The 16752-nt window shown below is 64.7% G+C and carries 16 protein-coding genes; 4 read left to right on the top strand and 12 right to left on the bottom strand.

Translation table 11 applies throughout. From position 1 onward, the window contains the following. Positions 1-2: 2 nt before the first annotated feature. From CAL29_RS14705 to CAL29_RS14695, 3 genes are read right to left on the bottom strand one after another with little or no spacing between them, the layout of a single operon-like run. On the bottom strand, positions 3-1445 hold the full coding sequence (locus CAL29_RS14705) for a peptide synthetase (RefSeq protein ID WP_094853722.1): 1443 nt from the start codon (positions 1443-1445) through the stop codon (positions 3-5). Between the two features lie 51 nt (positions 1446-1496). Then, entirely contained in the window at positions 1497-2243 is a 747-nt protein-coding gene (locus CAL29_RS14700; protein WP_094853721.1) for a thioesterase II family protein, read from the bottom strand. Positions 2244-2250: 7 nt separating this feature from the next. Beyond that, a complete protein-coding gene (locus tag CAL29_RS14695; protein WP_094854101.1) occupies positions 2251-2490 on the bottom strand; it encodes an MbtH family protein in 240 nt (79 codons plus the stop codon). A gap of 345 nt (positions 2491-2835) precedes the next feature. On the opposite strand from CAL29_RS14695, the gene CAL29_RS14690 reads away from it, so the two are divergent. Next, the gene (locus CAL29_RS14690; protein ID WP_256977464.1) at positions 2836-4518 is read left to right on the top strand and encodes a cyclic peptide export ABC transporter; all 1683 of its coding nucleotides are present in this window, start codon (positions 2836-2838) and stop codon (positions 4516-4518) included. 11 nt (positions 4519-4529) lie between these two features. Here the strand turns inward: CAL29_RS14690 and CAL29_RS14685 are convergent, their stop codons facing one another. Continuing rightward, positions 4530-5246 (bottom strand): 4'-phosphopantetheinyl transferase family protein, encoded by a 717-nt coding sequence (locus CAL29_RS14685; RefSeq protein ID WP_094853720.1) that lies wholly within the window; start codon positions 5244-5246, stop codon positions 4530-4532. 227 nt (positions 5247-5473) lie between these two features. Here CAL29_RS14685 and CAL29_RS14680 point away from each other — a divergent pair, with 227 nt between their 5' ends. Further along, on the top strand, positions 5474-6226 hold the full coding sequence (locus CAL29_RS14680) for a hypothetical protein (protein WP_143277668.1): 753 nt from the start codon (positions 5474-5476) through the stop codon (positions 6224-6226). A gap of 76 nt (positions 6227-6302) precedes the next feature. Here the strand turns inward: CAL29_RS14680 and CAL29_RS14675 are convergent, their stop codons facing one another. The 8 genes from CAL29_RS14675 to CAL29_RS14640 all read right to left on the bottom strand — a co-directional run bounded on the left by CAL29_RS14675 (position 6303) and on the right by CAL29_RS14640 (position 14345). Further along, entirely contained in the window at positions 6303-6812 is a 510-nt protein-coding gene (locus tag CAL29_RS14675; RefSeq protein WP_094853718.1) for a MarR family winged helix-turn-helix transcriptional regulator, read from the bottom strand. A gap of 73 nt (positions 6813-6885) precedes the next feature. Then, positions 6886-7899: a hydroxymethylglutaryl-CoA lyase gene (locus tag CAL29_RS14670; RefSeq protein WP_094853717.1), complete on the bottom strand. Its 1014-nt coding sequence runs from the start codon at positions 7897-7899 to the stop codon at positions 6886-6888. Next, the gene (locus tag CAL29_RS14665; protein WP_094853716.1) at positions 7896-9557 is read right to left on the bottom strand and encodes an AMP-binding protein; all 1662 of its coding nucleotides are present in this window, start codon (positions 9555-9557) and stop codon (positions 7896-7898) included. Before CAL29_RS14665 ends, CAL29_RS14670 begins: the two co-directional genes overlap by 4 nt. Then, positions 9544-10323, bottom strand: coding sequence for an enoyl-CoA hydratase/isomerase family protein (locus CAL29_RS14660; RefSeq protein WP_094853715.1), 780 nt, complete (start codon positions 10321-10323; stop codon positions 9544-9546). Before CAL29_RS14660 ends, CAL29_RS14665 begins: the two co-directional genes overlap by 14 nt. A gap of 9 nt (positions 10324-10332) precedes the next feature. Further along, positions 10333-11304, bottom strand: a complete 972-nt coding sequence (locus tag CAL29_RS14655) for a Bug family tripartite tricarboxylate transporter substrate binding protein (protein ID WP_094853714.1) — start codon at positions 11302-11304, stop codon at positions 10333-10335. 54 nt (positions 11305-11358) lie between these two features. After that, complete coding sequence (locus tag CAL29_RS14650; RefSeq protein ID WP_094853713.1) at positions 11359-12555, bottom strand: CaiB/BaiF CoA transferase family protein; 1197 nt, start codon at positions 12553-12555, stop codon at positions 11359-11361. 71 nt (positions 12556-12626) lie between these two features. Then, a complete protein-coding gene (locus CAL29_RS14645; RefSeq protein WP_094853712.1) occupies positions 12627-13358 on the bottom strand; it encodes an enoyl-CoA hydratase/isomerase family protein in 732 nt (243 codons plus the stop codon). Positions 13359-13394: 36 nt separating this feature from the next. Next, a complete protein-coding gene (locus tag CAL29_RS14640; RefSeq protein WP_094853711.1) occupies positions 13395-14345 on the bottom strand; it encodes an NAD(P)H-dependent flavin oxidoreductase in 951 nt (316 codons plus the stop codon). 64 nt (positions 14346-14409) lie between these two features. Here CAL29_RS14640 and CAL29_RS14635 point away from each other — a divergent pair, with 64 nt between their 5' ends. Together CAL29_RS14635 and CAL29_RS14630 are read left to right on the top strand one after the other, a co-directional pair. Further along, positions 14410-15660: a CaiB/BaiF CoA transferase family protein gene (locus tag CAL29_RS14635; RefSeq protein ID WP_094853710.1), complete on the top strand. Its 1251-nt coding sequence runs from the start codon at positions 14410-14412 to the stop codon at positions 15658-15660. A gap of 24 nt (positions 15661-15684) precedes the next feature. Next, complete coding sequence (locus CAL29_RS14630) at positions 15685-16662, top strand: Bug family tripartite tricarboxylate transporter substrate binding protein (protein ID WP_094853709.1); 978 nt, start codon at positions 15685-15687, stop codon at positions 16660-16662. Positions 16663-16752: the final 90 nt, after the last annotated feature.

The raw sequence follows: 16752 nt of genomic DNA, 5'->3' as shown, positions 1-16752 counted from the left end.
ACTCACGCGGCAGCCGCCTGGCGCACCTGGTTGGAGAGCAAGGCCTGGATCCACTCGTCCGGAATGATGGGCTGGTGATAGGTGCACTCGTGCGATACGACAGTCGAGCCATGCAGACGGCCATCCGGGATCAACACCATGTCGCCTACCGTCATCTTCAACTGCATACCGAGGTTGCCCCAGAAGATCATGTCGCCGTGCTCGATGACAACCAGCCTGTGATCGTTATGCACATGGGTCGTAGAGCACATTTCCCTTGGCTCCACGAATGTCTCACGATCGATGTTTGGGCACTCGCGTTGTATGCGTGCATCGATATCCTTGGCCCAGGCGCAATAGTTCTCAAGTGCGGAGAGCCACCGCAATTGCTCGCCCAGATCCCAGCGGCCGCGCTCCGCGACGGACGCCACGGCTTCCAGTCCCAGCCTGAGTTCGCCCAGCGCATCGCCGGGCGCGTGCGCCTCGGTTTCCGCCAGCGCATTGCGCAGCCTGGCCTTGAGATCGGCAACTACCTGGCGTTCATCGATGACGGAGCAACCCGGCATGCGCGCCACCTGCGGGCACGCATGCTGCAAGGCCACCACCAACGCCAGGGACTCGATCTCCGCGCCGTAGGCGGCGCCCACCATGACATACGGACGATCCGGCCGGTTCGCCAGCGCGTACAGGAGATTGACACGATGCATGCTGGTCGGCAGATAGAACTGCCAATACGAATGTTGGCGCCGGTTGACGCCGGCGAACATGGCGGCCGCTCGCAACGTGGCGTCCAGCGGCCATGCGCCACCGTCCCAGGGCAGCACGGCCGTCGGCAACGCGTCGAAGTAGCCATTGGCCGCCGCGCGCCGGAGGGCGATCCCTTGTGACGGCCGCAAGCTCCAGCGTTGAATCAGGATGAAGCGCAGCCCCTCCTCCAGGTACCCGCGTTGCCCGAGCAGCTTGAAGACGTCCGTCCAGAAACGCAATTCCTGTGTGTAAAGCGCATCGACGGACTCCTCGATATTGCCACCTGCATTGACCCTAGCCGCCGCCGCCTGGCTGACATAGGAAAAACCGTAGTGCTCCAGATAGGGACGAATGCGCATGCCCAGGCTATTATTCAGGTCGCTGTGGAACAGCCGCTGGCGTTCGCGCTCCTGCGGCGTATCCTTCATAGTCGGGCGCGACACTGCAAGCTCGTTGATGCTGAGCAGCAGCCGGTTGGTCGCCAACGACGGCAGCCGGCTGACGGTCTGCGCGGTAATGGCACGCTGGAACTTGAGAAACTCCAGATCTTCCGGCCGCAAGGGACGGCGGTGGAAGTCCTCGTCCAACTCCAGTTCCTCGACGACGGCGCTGCGAAACGCCGTATGGCCGGCAAACTGCTTGATGAGCGGTAGTATCTCCTCGCGCTGCGCTTTGTAGGGCTCGAAGTCGAAGAGAGAATGCGGAAGAGACGGGTTCACCGGGGATCTCCTGGTCAGGTAACGCAGAAAGATGGCAGTGCTCAGCGGCTATCACACGCCGCACGTGGCGGGACGCCGCCTGTGCATCACCCCTGTAAGGGAACGGCTGACGATGCTCAACACTGCGTCGCGCCGGGTATTGATGAAGAAATGATCGCCTTTCAACAACACTAGCTCTGTCGGCCCGGTGGTCTCGCTGGCCCACGCCTTCAGCTTGCGTGAGTCGTCACAAACATCCTTGTCCTCCGTACCGCCCAGCACCAGAATCGGGCAGTCGAGTGGGGGGCGGCCAACTTCGCGGGGATACACGCCGCACAGATGGAAGTCCGCTCGCAGCACGGGTTCGACCAAAGCCATGAATTCGTCATTGCGCAGCAACTCCTGGTGCGTTCCATTGAGATCCTGCAGTTCATCCAGAAGCTCGGCACGCGGACAATGCAACCACTTGTCTTCCCACTCGCGCAGCGCGGGCGCCACGCACGCCGACAACCCCAGCCAGACCGGATTTGCGCCGTATCGCTCGCGCATCGCGTGAGCCAGCTCGAAAGCCACCAGCGCGCCCATGCTGTGCCCGAACAAGGCCAGCGGGCGATCCATATAAGGATGGAGGTCGGCCAACAACACGTCCAGAAGCGCCGGCCATGTCTGTACGGGTGGCTGCTGAACCCGCGGTCCGCGCCCCGGCAGATGCACTGGAATGGGAATGACGGCGCCGGGCAAGCCATCGGCCCACTGCCGGTAAATCGCCGTCCCGCCGCCCGCGTACGGGAAGCAGAACAATGGCAAAGGCGTATGCATTGACCGATCAGACGCGCGTAGTTGAGCCGGACGCCAGCGCGTCTGCTTCCATGGCCTTGCGCAGGCTCAGGGGCCGCATATCCGTCCAGTTCGCCTCGATATAAGCAAGGCACTCGGCTTTGGTACCCTCCACGCCGACAGCGCGCCAGCCCCCAGGAATCACCGACTTATACGACGGCCAGATGGAATACTGCTCTTCGTGATTGATGACGACCTTGAATGTCGCGTTCTCATCGTCCCAGCTCATGCTCGCCTCCCAGTCGATTGATTGAAGAAGACCTGCCAGACCTCGCCACTGCCATCCAGCAGGCAACATCAAAGTAAGAATCATTCCATTTCTTACGAAACTCTAGGCGGTACGAATGCGGTTGTCAACACATGAATAATTTGCTTTTAGACATACCTTTATAGGCTTTAAATGCGCTGACAGCACTGGAGTCAGCTGTATTTAAACAATCGAAAATGACATAAGTAAGTAAGAATCGTTCTATACTTTCCCACCATGACCGCAGCCATGGCTACCTGTCGCAGATGGACGCAACGTCCGTCTTTCATGCCATGACCCTCCTCTCGCCCTCCAAGGAGAGTTTCCGTGTCCGAGCGCTCCTCCGCCCTCTTACCCATCGTCATGCGCCTGCTGCGGCCGTTCTGGCCCATCACCGTCTTTTGCACCCTGGCGGGGATTGCCAGCGGCCTGGCCACGGCCTTCCTGCTGGCAACCATCAACGCGAACCTGCACGGCGACGCAGGCATCACCCACGGCCTTGTACTTCTGTTCATCGGTCTTTTCGTGCTCACGTTGGCCGGCGAGATCACCTCGGATATCGGCAATACGCTGGTCGGTCAGAAAGTGATCGCCAACCTGCGCGATTCTCTTTCCGCCAGGCTGTTGCAGGCACCAATACTGGAAATCGAGCGCTATCAATCGCATCGGATACTGACCGTACTGAATCAGGACATAAATACCATCAGCAACCTGACCTTCGGTTTCTCCGGTTTTGCCATTGCTGCAGCCGTTCTCGTCGGATGCTTCGCATACATGTGCTGGCTGTCGCCGCTCATGTTCGTCATCACGCTGATCGCGCTGGCCCTGGGCTCCGTAGTGACCGGCTGGGCGCGGGGACGAGGCATGCGCAGCTTTGCCAAGACAAGAGAGGCCGAGGAAGAGTTGCAGAAACAGTATCGAGCCATTATCGAAGGGGCCAAGGAGCTGCGACTTGACAAGAACCGGCGTGTTCGCCTCTATGAAGGTCGCATCCAACGCTCGACCAAGCGCATCGTCGATGCCTTCATGAGCGGTGTCGCCGTGTTCTGCAGCGCCAATGCGTTCGGATCGGCGTTGTACTTCTTCGTGATCGGCCTTCTGCTGGTCATGCAGGCCAGCGCCTCTGTTGCCGACCGTTCAATGATCAGCGGCTTTGTCATCGCGCTACTGTACGTCCGCGGACCGTTGACGCAGATCATTGGCCAGTTGCCCATGTTCTCGCGGGCGCAGATTGCAATGACCCGCTTGAGCGACCTTGCGAGCCGTTTTGAGGCTGTGGAAGGCAACCTGCTGGAACCACATACTGCGAACGATGCGTTGGGTACCTTCGAAATGCTCACCATGCGCGACATTTCTTTTACCTTCCCGCCGCGTGAGGGCGAGTCCGCATTCACGCTCGGGCCGATCAACCTGACGCTCAAGGCCGGCGAGATCTTCTTCATCACCGGCGAGAACGGCGGTGGCAAGACGACTTTGATCAAGCTGCTTTTAGGCCTCTATGCGCCGACCCAGGGCCAGATCCGTTTCAATGACCGACAGATTACCGTGCAGGAACTGGACGGCTACCGTCAATCCTTCGCCACTGTCTTCTCAGACTATTTCCTTTTTGACGACCTGAGCTTGCCGACCGACGTATTGCCTGAGCGCGTGGCGTTTTATCTGGATAAGTTGGATCTCGCGCACAAGCTGACCGTCGAGGATGGACGCTATAGTACGACGGCGCTTTCCACTGGTCAGCGCAAGCGGCTTGCGCTGATAGAAGCCTGGCTCAAGGGACGGCCGATAATCGTCTTCGACGAATGGGCAGCGGATCAGGACCCTGAGTTTCGTCATATGTTCTATACGGAAATCCTGCCCGAACTCAAGGCGCAAGGCCGCACCATCGTTGCCATTTCGCACGATGATCGCTATTTCCACATTTGCGACCGGCGCGTTACGCTACGCAATGGTCGTATCGTGGAGTTGGTCCAGAGCGATGCTGCCGTGACGCGCACGTCCAGTGTTGCCTGATGTGTGTTCGCTCAAGCGAACATATGTGCAGCGCCCCCGGCGTGCTGGGCCCATGCCACGCATGCGCTATGGAAGGGGATTTCCCTCAGCCATCCCAGTCGGAGCCCACGTAATTCATCGTAGCTCGGGTCTTCCACGACGATAAGTGGGCGTGCCGGGTCACAGAAGTCCAATGTCACTTTTTGGAGCGCTTCGGTGATGCCATGCCCCAGCGTTTTGAGCAACGCTTCTTTGCCCGTCCAGATATCAAAAAAGAGTCTAGTCCTATCCTCGGGTGCCGCAGCACTCAGTAGGACCGATTCGGAGTCCGTGCAAACAAGCGGCAGCATGCCCTGCCAGTCTATGGAGGGATTGACGCGTTCGATGTCAATTCCCACTGCACGGCATCTCGAAACGACGATCAGCGCGTAATCTCCCGAATGCGAAACATTGAAGGAAAGCTCGTAAGCGGATGGCAACTCCGGCCGCCCGCGGTCTGTATAGACGAAGCGCAGCGCCGCGGCAGGCTGCCCCGCATACTTGCCTAACAGTTGCCTTAGCAATGACCTCGTCACCGCGAACCGCTGCGCGTCCCTGGCATTGCGATAGCGTTGGGCTCGAGCGCATTCGTCGTCATTCAAGTAACGCGTCGAGAAGACATACGCCGACAAATCCGCGAGCCATACCTCCACATCTGCCGGCCAACGGCCCAGCGAGGAAAGCATCCTGAGGTCATCCAGCGCGGGCATCTGTCCTCATTGCGGTTATCTCGACTTTCAGTTTCATGATGCGTTTGGACCTGATGTCGTGATTCGGGCGCCCATTTAACCTAAATGTTGAGTTCAGCAAGGCACGTACGCCCTGGCGCAACACCTGGAGAACACAAGAGGCACTTAAGGAATTGGTATAACCTTTGATTATTTAGTCTTGGTGATAGTAGACGGTTATCCGCCCCGCATCCAAGCGAAAATGCACGTTGCGATTCCCCCTCACCGACATCCAAACCGTCCATATGACCCCAACCCCTGGCTTTCGTGATTGGGCCCTCGCCATCATCTCATTGGCATTCGTCCTGCTCGGCATCGTCATCCTGCCCACCAACCGCGGGGTCGGCATCACGACCATCGCGTTCTTCGGGGCCTGCGCTGTGGTGGGCGTCGCCCAACTGCGCCGCAAGTTGCGCTATGGGCGCATGAAGATAATTTCGGTCGACGTGGTCGTCGGCACGCGCATCCAGCGGTCCAAGCGCAAGGTCGCGCTACTCGGCGCCGCGCTCGCCGCGCTTGGGATCGTCCTTCTTGTCTTCTCGCCCGACCCGCCTTTGCTCGTGCGCGCGTGCTATTGGGTGATCGCCGGCGCGGGCGTGCTGGTGCTCGCTATGCTGGCGTCGGGAAAATTCCCCGACCAAGCCCTGGAATTCCAGTCCGAGGGCCTGGTATTCACGAATGGAAAATGGTCGGTTCTTCTTCCGTGGGACCGGATATCGGACGCCACGGCAGGAGAAATGAACGACAATCCGGCCTTGCTGATGTCATTCGACGCCCCCGAAACCCATCGTGTTTCCCCGCCGGAAATGCAGAAAAAGTTCCTGAAATACGTCGCGCAGTGCCGGACCTGGCGTGGCGTCGATTTCTACCTGCTCACCACCCATTTCGACGTCGATCTGCCGGTGCTCGTGGCGGCGATAAACAAATTCAGGGCAAGTCATCCATCTTTCGCCCGCCAGTGAGGCGGAACCGTGCGGCGCGGGATGCCCGCCGCAAAGGCCGTCGTCCCGAGGTTCGAAACCAGACTCCGGCCCCAGGCTATCGCGCCCGTCCCGCATTCTCCCGGGATTTCGCCAGCGTTTTCTGGGCATGCGCCGTAAGCACGTCCAGGGCGCGGTCCAGAACCGCCCGCTCTTCGTCGCTGAGCACCGACAGCAGCTCTTCGTTGCGCCTGACGGCGCGCGGAAAGACCTTGCGGTACAGGGCCTTGCCCTGTGCCGTCAGGCTCAGTTGCACGCTGCGGCCGTCGCTTTCGTCCGAATCGCGCTGCAAAAGGCCGCGCTCGATCATGTCCGACACCGTGCGGCTGGCCTGGCTCTTGTCCAGGTTCACTTCGCGCGCCAGGCCCTGCAATGACATCGGCGCATAGGCGCCCAGCATGCCGACGATGCGCCATTCGCGCGGGTCGAGCCCGAATTCGCGTTGATTCGTCTCGGCGGCGAGCCGGCTCCAGGTGCTGGCCAGGATGTTCAAGCGGAAGGAAATCAGCTCCTTGAAATTCCGGGCTCGCGTGTCCGCCGGCGCGGACGGCTGGGTATCAGGTGGCATATTCGTTTGGATAACAGGTTCGGTGCTCATGGTCTGGGCAAGTCTAACGGATCGGCAATCGCGCCCTATTCCCCTACGCTGTCGAGCCCTGGGATCGGGCCGGGGATGAGCCCAGGGCGGTGCGCAGGGGATTCAAGCCGCTGCGCGCCACCCTGCCCTGCAACGTCCTGCCGAGCGCTTCTTCACAGGCCTCGACGGTCGACAGCAGCCTGTCCAGGTCGATGCCGGTGCTCACGCCCATGTTCTCGAAGAGATCCACCAGGTCTTCCGTGCACACGTTGCCGGTGTGGCCGCCGCCGTAGCGTACCTTGGCCGGGTAGCCGCCGACGCCGCCGAAGGCGCAATCGAAATGCCGCACGCCTTGCTCCAGCGCCGCGACATAGTTCGCCAGGCCGGTGCCGCGCGTGTCGTGGAAGTGGGCGATGGGGACGACGTCCGGATATTCCGCCATCATGCGGCGGAACAGCGCGCGCGTCGTGGCGGGCGTCGCGGTGCCGGTGGTGTCTCCAAGCGTCACATGGCGCACGCCGGCCTCGCGCATGCGGCCCACGTCGTCCATCACGGAACCCGGGTCGACATAGCCCTCGAAGGGGCAGCCGAAGGCCATGGAAATCGTGCCGATCAGGCGAAAGCGGCCGCCGGCGGCCATGGCCATCTGCCGGATGTTCGCCCACTGGTCCGCCCGGCTGCGCGCCAGGTTCTTCATCGAGTGCGATTCCGTGGCCGACGCCAGCAGGCTGATCTCGTTGGCGCCGATGCCGGCCTGGGCATCGGCTACGGCGCGCTCGACCGCGCGCACGTTGGCGCAGGTGGCCTTGTAGAAGACGCCAGGACGGCGCGGCAGCGCGCGCAGCAGGTCGGTCGCGTCGGCGAATTGCGGCACCACCTTGGGATTGCTATACGAGGTGGCCTCCACCCGGGCGAAACCGATGTCCGCGAAGCGCCGGACCAGCGCCGTCTTGGTGGCGGTAGGCAGGAAATCCGGCTCATGCTGCAGTCCGTCGCGGGCGAAGCATTCGCACAGCACGACGGCCCGGCCGTCCTGTTCCAGCGACGCATCCGTCGTCGCGCGCTTGTCATCGCTCATGAAGCCACCGTGTCGCGTTCGATTTTCCAGAGCTTGACCGCGTATTCACGCAGCTTGTTCTTTTGCACCTTGCTGCTGCCGGTCATGCCGATGTCCTCGAACGTGTCCACCAGCGCCATATAGCGAGGCACCTTGAAGTTGGCGCAGCGCGCCTTGCACCAGGCAAGCAGTTCTTCGCGGCTGCTCCGCTGTCCCGGCTTCAGCAGGACGAAGGCGCCCGCCACCTCGCCCAGGCGGGCGTCCGGGACACCGATCACCTGCGCCATCTGCACCGCGGGGTGTCCATGCAGCACTTCCTCCACTTCCGCGGGCGCCACGTTTTCGCCGCCGACGCGGAACATGTCCTTGAGCCGCCCCACCATGCGCATGCGGCCGTCGGCGCGCTGTTCGCCCATGTCGCCGGTGCGCAGCCAACCGTCCGCGGTGAAGGCGCGGGCAGTCGCTTCGGGCAGGTTGTAATAGCCGCGCATGACGTTCCAGCCACGCACCTGGATTTCACCGGGGCCCGTGCCGGGCGTAATGACGGCGCCCGTGTCCGGGTCCGCCAGGCGCACTTCGACGCCCGGGTGCGGCAGCATGAAGCCGTCGCGGCGCAGTTCGAAGGCGTCCTCGCGGTCGCTCACCAGCACGTTGGGCGACGCCTCGGACTGGCCATAGGCATTGCAGACATATGGCACCCGCATCACATCCCGGATTTTCTGCATGACCTCCGGTCCGGCCGCCGCCCATCCGCCCTTCAGGTGGATGCGTTGCGGGTCGAAGTCGGCGTGCCCCATCATCATCAGGAAAATCGTGTCATTGCCCGAGGTCAGCGTGCAGCGTTCCGTCTCCAGGACATGCAGCGTCTGCCCGACGTCAAATCTGGGCAGGCTCAACAGGCAGCAGCCCGTCACCAAGGTCACCAGCACGGACAAGGTGCTGCCCGCCACGTGATAGAAAGGCCGGATGCTGAAGTAGCGGTCGTCGGGAGTGACGCCCAGGCGGCGCGCCACGGATGCCGCATCGCCGAGCATGTTGTGATGGCTGAGCATCACGCCCTTGGGGAAGGACGTGGTGCCGGACGTGTACTGGATAAGCAGGACGTCCCGCGGCGCAACGGCGTCGGCCAGGCGGTCCAGTTCCTGGCCGGACACGTCCTTGCCGGCGGACAGGAAATCCGCCAGGGTGCGCGCGCCGGCGGGGGCCTCGCCCTCGCCCACCATGACCGCGCCGCGCAAGCGGGGAAGCGCATCGCCGGGCAGGCAGTGGTCGATGGCCGGTTCGACCTGGCGCAGCAGGTCCGTGAAGTCGATGCCGAGAAAGCGATCGGCATACAGCAGCAGCTTGACGTCGGCCTGCTTCAGGCAGAACTGCAACTCTTCGATCCTGAAGCGGGTGTTCACCGGGACAGTGACCGCGCCGAGGGAGGCGCAGGCCAGGAAAGCCGCGATCCACAGCCCCGAATTGCCCAACAGCACGCCCACGTGGTCCCCCTTGACGATGCCCGCTTTGTGCATGGCGGCGGCCAGGCGCCGGCTCTCCGCGCGCAAGGCCGTCCACGTCCAGCGCTCGCCCTGCCCCACATAGGCTTCCTGGTCCGGCCGCAGGCGTTCGGTCTCCTTCAGGACTTGCGGCACGGTCGCCGGAATGGGCACGCCATGATCGTCAAGCAGCCGCATCGCCCTTCTCCTTCTTTCCGAAGGCGGAGATCGCCTTCTGCCAGTCGCTGTGCCGCAGGTTGCGCTGGATGGCCAGCAGTTCGATCGCCATGGCGCCCTCGCGAGTGGTGTCCAGTCCATCGTCGATGCTTTGCTTGGTCAAGCGGACGGTCAGCGGATTGGCCGCCGCGATGCGTTCGGCCATTGCGGCAACCGCGGCATCGAATTCCGCCGGGTCGTACACGTGGTTGACCAGGCCCAGTTGAAGCGCCTCGTGCGCGTCGACGGTCCTGCCGCTGAACAGCAATTCCTTGGCCATGCGGCGGCCGACGATGCGCGGCAGGCGCTGGGTCGCGCCGACCGTGCCCCAGCCGACCTCCGGGTACTTGAAGGCCGCCTGCGACGTCGCCAGGACAAAATCGCAGGCCGCCGCGATCTCGCAGCCGGAGCCGAAGACGGCGCCGTGCACGGCGGCGATCAAGGGCTTGGACAAGGCCTCCAGCGCGGCGTAGGCGGTGAAGCCGTCCACCCGGCGGGCCACCATCTCCGCCGCGCTCATGCCCTGCCGTTCCTTCAGGTCCGCGCCGGCGCAAAAGGCCGTGCCGCGCGCCCGCAGGACGACGACGCGGACGGTTTCGTCGGCCTCCAGGATCTCGCAGGCCGCGGTGAGCTCGTGGCACATGCGCAGGTTCAAGGCGTTGCGGCTGTCCGGACGATTCAGCCAGAGCGTGGCGATTCCGCCTTCGATTTCGAGCTGCAAGGTGTCGAATACGGGTAGCGTGTTCATGGCTGTCCTTCACTCCTGTAGTTTCATGCCCGTGGCCTTCACGAGCGCGGCAAGCCGCTTGCCGTCGGCGCGGATGTAGTCGGTGGCCTGCTGCTTCTGCTGCGGCATCGCGACGGCATTCTGCGCCGCCAGTATCTTCCTGAATTCCGGCCGCTCTTGCACTGTCTTCAGGGCCTGCGCCAGCTTGTCGACGATGGCGGCGGGCGTTCCGGCGGGCACGGCCAGGCTGTACCAGCTACCCGACACCATGTCGGGCAGGCCCGATTCCGCGAACGTGGGCACGTTCGGCAGGTCGGGCGAACGGGTCTTGTTCGCGTAGGCCAGCGCCCGCAGCTTCCCGGCCTTGATGAAGGGCAATACGGCGGAAATATTGAGCAGCCCGACGGGCACGGTGCCCGCCACCATGTCGTTCACCGCCGGCGCCGCGCCTTTGTAGGGCACATGGACGAGATCGATCTTGGCGTAGTACTTGAACATCTCCGCCGCGATGTGCGGCGAACTGCCCATGCCCGCCGACGCGTAGTTGAGTTTCCCGGGCTCCGACTTGGCGAGAGCGATGAACGCCTCCAGGTCCCGCGCCGGGACCGAGGGATGGACGGTAAGGATGTTCGGCACGTTCGCCACCATGCCGATGAATTCGAAGTCGTCGATGCCCTTGTAGGGGACCTTGGTGGCCGCCGGCGTCACCGTGTGGCCGGCCGCCGTCCCGAGCAGCAAGGTGTAGCCGTCGGGCGCGGCTTTGGCAACATAGCCGGTGCCTATGCTGGTGCCGCCGCCCGGCTTGTTCTCGACGATGACCGATTGTCCCAGGACCCCTCCGAGTTCCTGGGCCAGCGCGCGTCCCAGGAGATCGGCCGGGCCGCCCACCGCATAGGGATTGACCAGCACCAGCGGATGCGAAGGATAGTTGTCCGCGGCCATCGCCCTGGGCAGCAGGATGCAGAGCGCCATGGCCAGCAAGGCGCGGCGAAGCGTATTCATGTCTTGTCTCCTGTGGTTATGCGTTATCGGGCCGCGTCTGCGCGCGCTCCTTGCCTAGACCGCGCCGGCGTCGCGCAGGCGAGCGATCTCGTCGTCGTCCAGGCCCAGCTTCTCGCGCAACACTTCGTCCGTATGCTCGCCCAGCAGCGGCGGACGTCCCACCCGGGGATCGTCCATGCCGTCGAACCGCAGCGGCACGCGCAGTCCCTGGAAACGGCCGGCCTGCGGATGCTCGAAGGCCACGACCATGCCGCGCGCGGCCACGTGCTCGTTCGCAAGCACCTCGTCGACCTGAAGGATGGGGCCGGCGGGCACCCCGGCGGCATCGCAGCGGCGGCACAGTTCGTCCCGATCCAGGCGACGTATGGCCTGCTGCAGGCCGGCCATCACTTCCTCGCGCCGCGCCAGGCGATCGGCATTGCGGGCCAGGGCCGGATCGGCGCCCCACGCTTCCAGGCCGAGCAGATTGCACAAGGGCGGCCAGTGCTGGTCGCTGCCGGTTATCTGCACCCATTTGCCGTCCGCGCAGATGAACGCGGCCGAGGGGATGCGGCCGGGATGCTCGGTGCCCAGGCGTTCGGGCACCTCTCCTAGCGCGAACCAGCGGGCCGCGGCGAGCGACAGCAGTCCCACCTGGCCGTCGAACATCGAGAAGTCCACGTGGCAGCCCTGCCCGGTTTTCTCGCGGCCGGCCAGGGCCGACAGAATGGCGATGCATACCCACAGGCCGGAACTGAGGTCCGCCACCGGCAGGCCGGGCTTGACCGGGCCGCCGTCCCGCTCTCCCGTCAGGCTCATGATGCCGCCCATGGCCTGGAATACCGTGTCGTAGCCCTTGCGTCCGGCGTAGGGACCGGTCATGCCGAAGCCCGTGCAGCTCACGTGGACGAGGCGGCGGTTGAGCCCGGACATCGCGGCATAGTCCAGTCCGTATTTCTTCATGGTCCCGACCGGGAAGTTCTCCAGCAGGACATCGGCCTTGGCGGCCAGGCGGCGAACGACGTCCTGGCCTTCGGGGGAACGCAGGTTGACCGTCACGGACCGCTTGCTGCGATTGAAGGCCATGTAGTACGCCGATACCTTGCCGCCCTCCCCCTGCACCACGGGTTCGAAACTCCGCGTTTCATCGCCCGTGCCCGGCTGCTCGACCTTGATCACCTCCGCCCCCAGCTCGGCCAGGATCATGGACGCGAAGGGGCAGGCCAGGACGCGCGACAGATCGAGAATGACGAGGCCTTCCAACGGTCTCATTGGACTACCCTCCTGTCGCTGCGCGACCTCCTCCCCGAGGGAGGACTCACGCTCGAGACGGCCCGGCCCACTCATGCCCGTTCCTTGCGAAAGCCGCGCATCATGACGTTGGCGTCGCGGCCGACCTCGAGCGCCTGGGCCAGGCCCAGGTCCGCCGCGCGGTGAAACGCGCGCTTGGTCGTGGCCATGGCGATGGGGCTCCAGGCCGCCACCTTCCGCGCCAGTTCGAGGGCCGTCTCCAGCACCTGTTCGTCCGGCACGACGCGGTTGCACAGGCCCCATGCCTTGGCGGCATGGCCGTCCAGGGGCTCGGCCAGGGCGACCAGTTCGAACGCCTGCTTGCGGCCGAGCTGGCGCACCAGGTTGGCCATGACCACCGCGGCGACGATCCCGTGCCGGAGCTCGGGATACCCGTAGCGCACGGTCTCCGACATGACGCACATGTCGCAGGCGATGGCCAGGCCGGCGCCGCCGCCCAGCGCGTTCCCCCGCACGGCCGAGACCACCGGCTTGTTCATTTGCGAGAACACCAGATGCAGGCGGGTGGTCAGGTCCGCGCGGGCGCTCACCGCTTGCGGGTCCTGCGGCGTCAGCGCGGAAAACTCGGTGGTGTCGGCGCCCGCGCAAAAGGACTTGCCGGCGCCCGTCAACACCACGGCATTGACGCCGTCGGCCCGGTCCGCGTCCCGCAGGCTGTCCAGCAGCTCCTGCGTCAGGCGCGTATTCAGCGCGTTGTGCTTCTCGGGGCGGTTGAGGGTAATGACGCGGACGGCGCCGCGGTCTTCGATGAGCAGGTGTTCCATGTAGGTGCGCTAGTCCGTTGAAAGAATCGTGAGAATTCAGCCTTCCATGGTTCGCAGCCGGCCAGTGGCTTCGGCCAGTTCGCGCACCAGCCGGTCCATCACGACGGCCGCCGGCTCGATCCGCGAAATCAGCCCGGCGGACTGGCCCAGTTCAACCCTGCCCCACTCGACGTCGCCGTCCAGCGCGGCCTGCCTGAGCGTGCTTTTCTTGAAAAGGGCCAGGTACTCGTCCTGCGCCAATTGATCGCGTTCCGCGTCGAAAACCGCGCGCGCGAAGGCGTTGCGCAGGCCGCGTATAGGCAGGTCGCGGCGGCCCACCAGCGCGGTGTCGTGGACGTCCGCGGCCAGGACGGCAGACTTGTAGTTGGCATGCACGGTCGCTTCCTCCGTCAGCAGGAAGCGGGTGCCCAGTTGCACGGCGTCGGCGCCCAGCGCCAGCAGCGCGGCGATCCCCCAGCCGTCCGCCACGCCGCCGCTGGCAATGATGGGGATGGACACTTCCTGCAGGACGCGCCGCACCGTCACCAAGGTGGTGACCTCGCTGACAGGCGGATGGCCGCCGGCCTCCGTCCCCACGACCACCAGCGCGTCGACGCCCGCCGCGGCGGCTTTTTTAGCGTGTTCGAGCGTGGCGACGACCTGTATCCACGTCGCGCCGATGTCGCGGAATCGGGCCAGATGCGCCTTGGGGCTGCCCTGCGAGGCGATCACCACCGGCACGCGGCGGGCATGCATGGCATCCAGGATCTCGGCGGCGCCAGGACGGTAGAGCGGGATATTGACGGCGTAAGGCCGGTCGGTGGCAGCGGCCAGTTCGCCGAGAACGCGCACGAAATCGTCCGGCCGCAGCGGCCCCGCCGCCAGTACGCCCAGCCCGCCCGCGTTCGAGACCGCCGCCGGCAGCGGCGCGCTGGACGAGGCCCAGCTCATTCCCGCCTGCACGATGGGATGGTCGATACCGAGCATGGTGGTGATTCGCGTGCGCATGGCCCTGGCTATCCGTCAAAGTAGTTGATAAACTAAACTATCTAGTGGACAAAATCAACTAATTATGAAAAGCACGGAGACAGCGGCGGCGGCCGATACGGCGATGCCGTTGGCGGGCATACGCGTGGTGGACCTGACCTCGGCCGTGGTCGGCCCCTATTGCACCCAGGTGCTGGCGGACTACGGCGCCGAAGTCATCAAGCTGGAGGAGAAATCCGGCGACGTCATCCGCTGGATTTCGGGGCGCTCCCGGACGCCCGGCATGTCCGGCAAGTTCATGCACATGAACCGGAACAAGCGCAGCATTTCGCTGGACCTGAAGCAGGAAGCCGGCCGCGAGGCGCTGCTGAAGCTGGTGGACGGCGCCGACGTGTTCCTGCACAACATGCGCAACGCGGCGGTGGGCCGTCTCGGGCTGGACGCGGAGACGTTGATGGCGCGCCGCCCCACCCTGCTCTACTGCGGGATCGTCGGTTTCGGCAGCGACGGCCGCTATGCCGGGCGGCCGGCTTACGATTCCATCCTGCAGGGCGGCACCGCCTTGGCCAGCCTTCTGGCCGGCGCCGACGGCGAGCCGCGCTACGTCCCTTACGTGGTGATCGACCGCACCGCCGGCCTGATGGTCGCGCATGCGCTCCTGGCCGCGCTGTTCGCGCGCGAGCGCGACGGCCGCGGCCGGGTGATCGAAGTGCCGATGTTCGAAAGCTATGCCGGGCTGTTGCTGAGCGAGCATCTGTACGGCCATAGCTTCGAGCCGCCCACCGACCGCCTGGGCGATCGCCGGCTGCTGGACGCCAACGCCCGCCCCGTGCGCACGCGCGACGGCCACGTCTGCATCACCACCAACACCGATGCCCAGGTGCACAAGTTGTTCGTCGCGCTGGGACGTGCCGACCTGGCGGGCGACGCCCGCTTCGCCACGTCGCTATCGCGCATCGAGCATATCGCCGACTTCTTCGCCATCCGCGCCGAACTGCTCGCGCAGCGAGATACGGACGACGTCGTCGAACTGCTCTTGAAGCACGACATCCCCTGCATGCCTTGCCACACGCTGGAGTCGCTGTTGGCCGATCCGCACCTCGGCGACGTCGGTCTGGTGCAGCCGGGCCAGCACCCGACGCAGGGCGAGATACGGCAGATCCGGCCGACCATCCGCATGACGGGCTTCGAACCGTCCGTGCGCCTGCCGGCGCCCCATATCGGAGAGCACACGGCGGCGGTGCTGGCCGAACTCGGCTACCCGCCCGAACGGATAGCGGAGCTGTTCGACAGCGGCGCCGCCTACACCGCTCCCGACGCGCCATCGCGCCCATAAATCATTCATACGGAGACGAATTCCATGATCGACCTTCCGCGCCGCAGGCTCCTGGCCGCTGCCGCCCTGGCGGCCGTTACCCCCCTTGCCCGCGCCCGCGCCGGCTTTCCGGACCATCCGCCGCGTCTCATCGTCGGCTTCGCGGCGGGCGGCGGGAGCGATTTCATCGCCCGCGCCCTGGCCTCGGAAATCGCCGGGCCCCTGGGCCGGCCGCTGATCGTGGAAAACCGGCCCGGCGCCGGCGGCGCCATCGCGGCGCGCGCCGCGGCGTCGAGCCCGCCCGACGGCTACACCCTGTTCCTGGGCAGCGCCGCGACCTTCGTCATCAATCCGGCCCTGATGGCGAACCTGCCCTACGACGCGGAGAAGGATTTCGTGCCGGTGGGATCGGTAGCGCGTTTCGACTACGTGCTGATGACGCGCCCGGACCTGCCCTACAAGACCATGGCCGACCTGATCGCGCACGCCAAACAGAAACCCGGCGAGCTCACCATCGGCTCGGCCGGCAACGGATCCAATACCCATCTCGCCGCGGCCGCGTTCCAGCAGGCCGCGGGCATCCGGCTGCGCCACATTCCCTACAAGGGGACCACGCCGGCGCTGACCGACCTGGCGGGCGGCAATATCGATCTCCTGTTCGACTCGGTGCCCACGGTGCTGAGCCTGGTCAAGTCCGGCAAGGTAAAGGGGCTGGCCACGACCGGCAGCGCGCGCGAAGCCCTGCTGCCCGACCTGCCGACCGTCATGGAAGCAGGCGTGCCGTCCTTCACCGCCAGCAACTGGTTCGCCGTCTTCGCGCCCGCCCGCACCCCGCCGGAAATCGTCACGGCCATCAACGCCGCCATGCAAAAAGCCCTCGGCGGCGAGGCCCTCCGCGCGCAATTGACCTCCACCGGCAATGTCCCGCTGCCCGGCAGCCCCCAGGACCTGCAAACGTTGGTGAACGAAGAGCGCGCGTCGTATCGGAAACTGATCCAGTCCTCGGGCATCAAGATCGAATAACGCCGCCCGGCCCTATCCGGCGGTGGTCATGCCAGTATCATTGTTATCGTCGGCTACCACCGGATAGGCGGGGCGGCCACCTTGCGCGCC

It is taken from the genome of Bordetella genomosp. 10 (assembly GCF_002261225.1).
GTDB lineage: Bacteria > Pseudomonadota > Gammaproteobacteria > Burkholderiales > Burkholderiaceae_B > Bordetella_C.
Note: the sequence above shows the minus strand (reverse complement) of the source record. Positions and strands in the feature narration are given on the sequence as shown.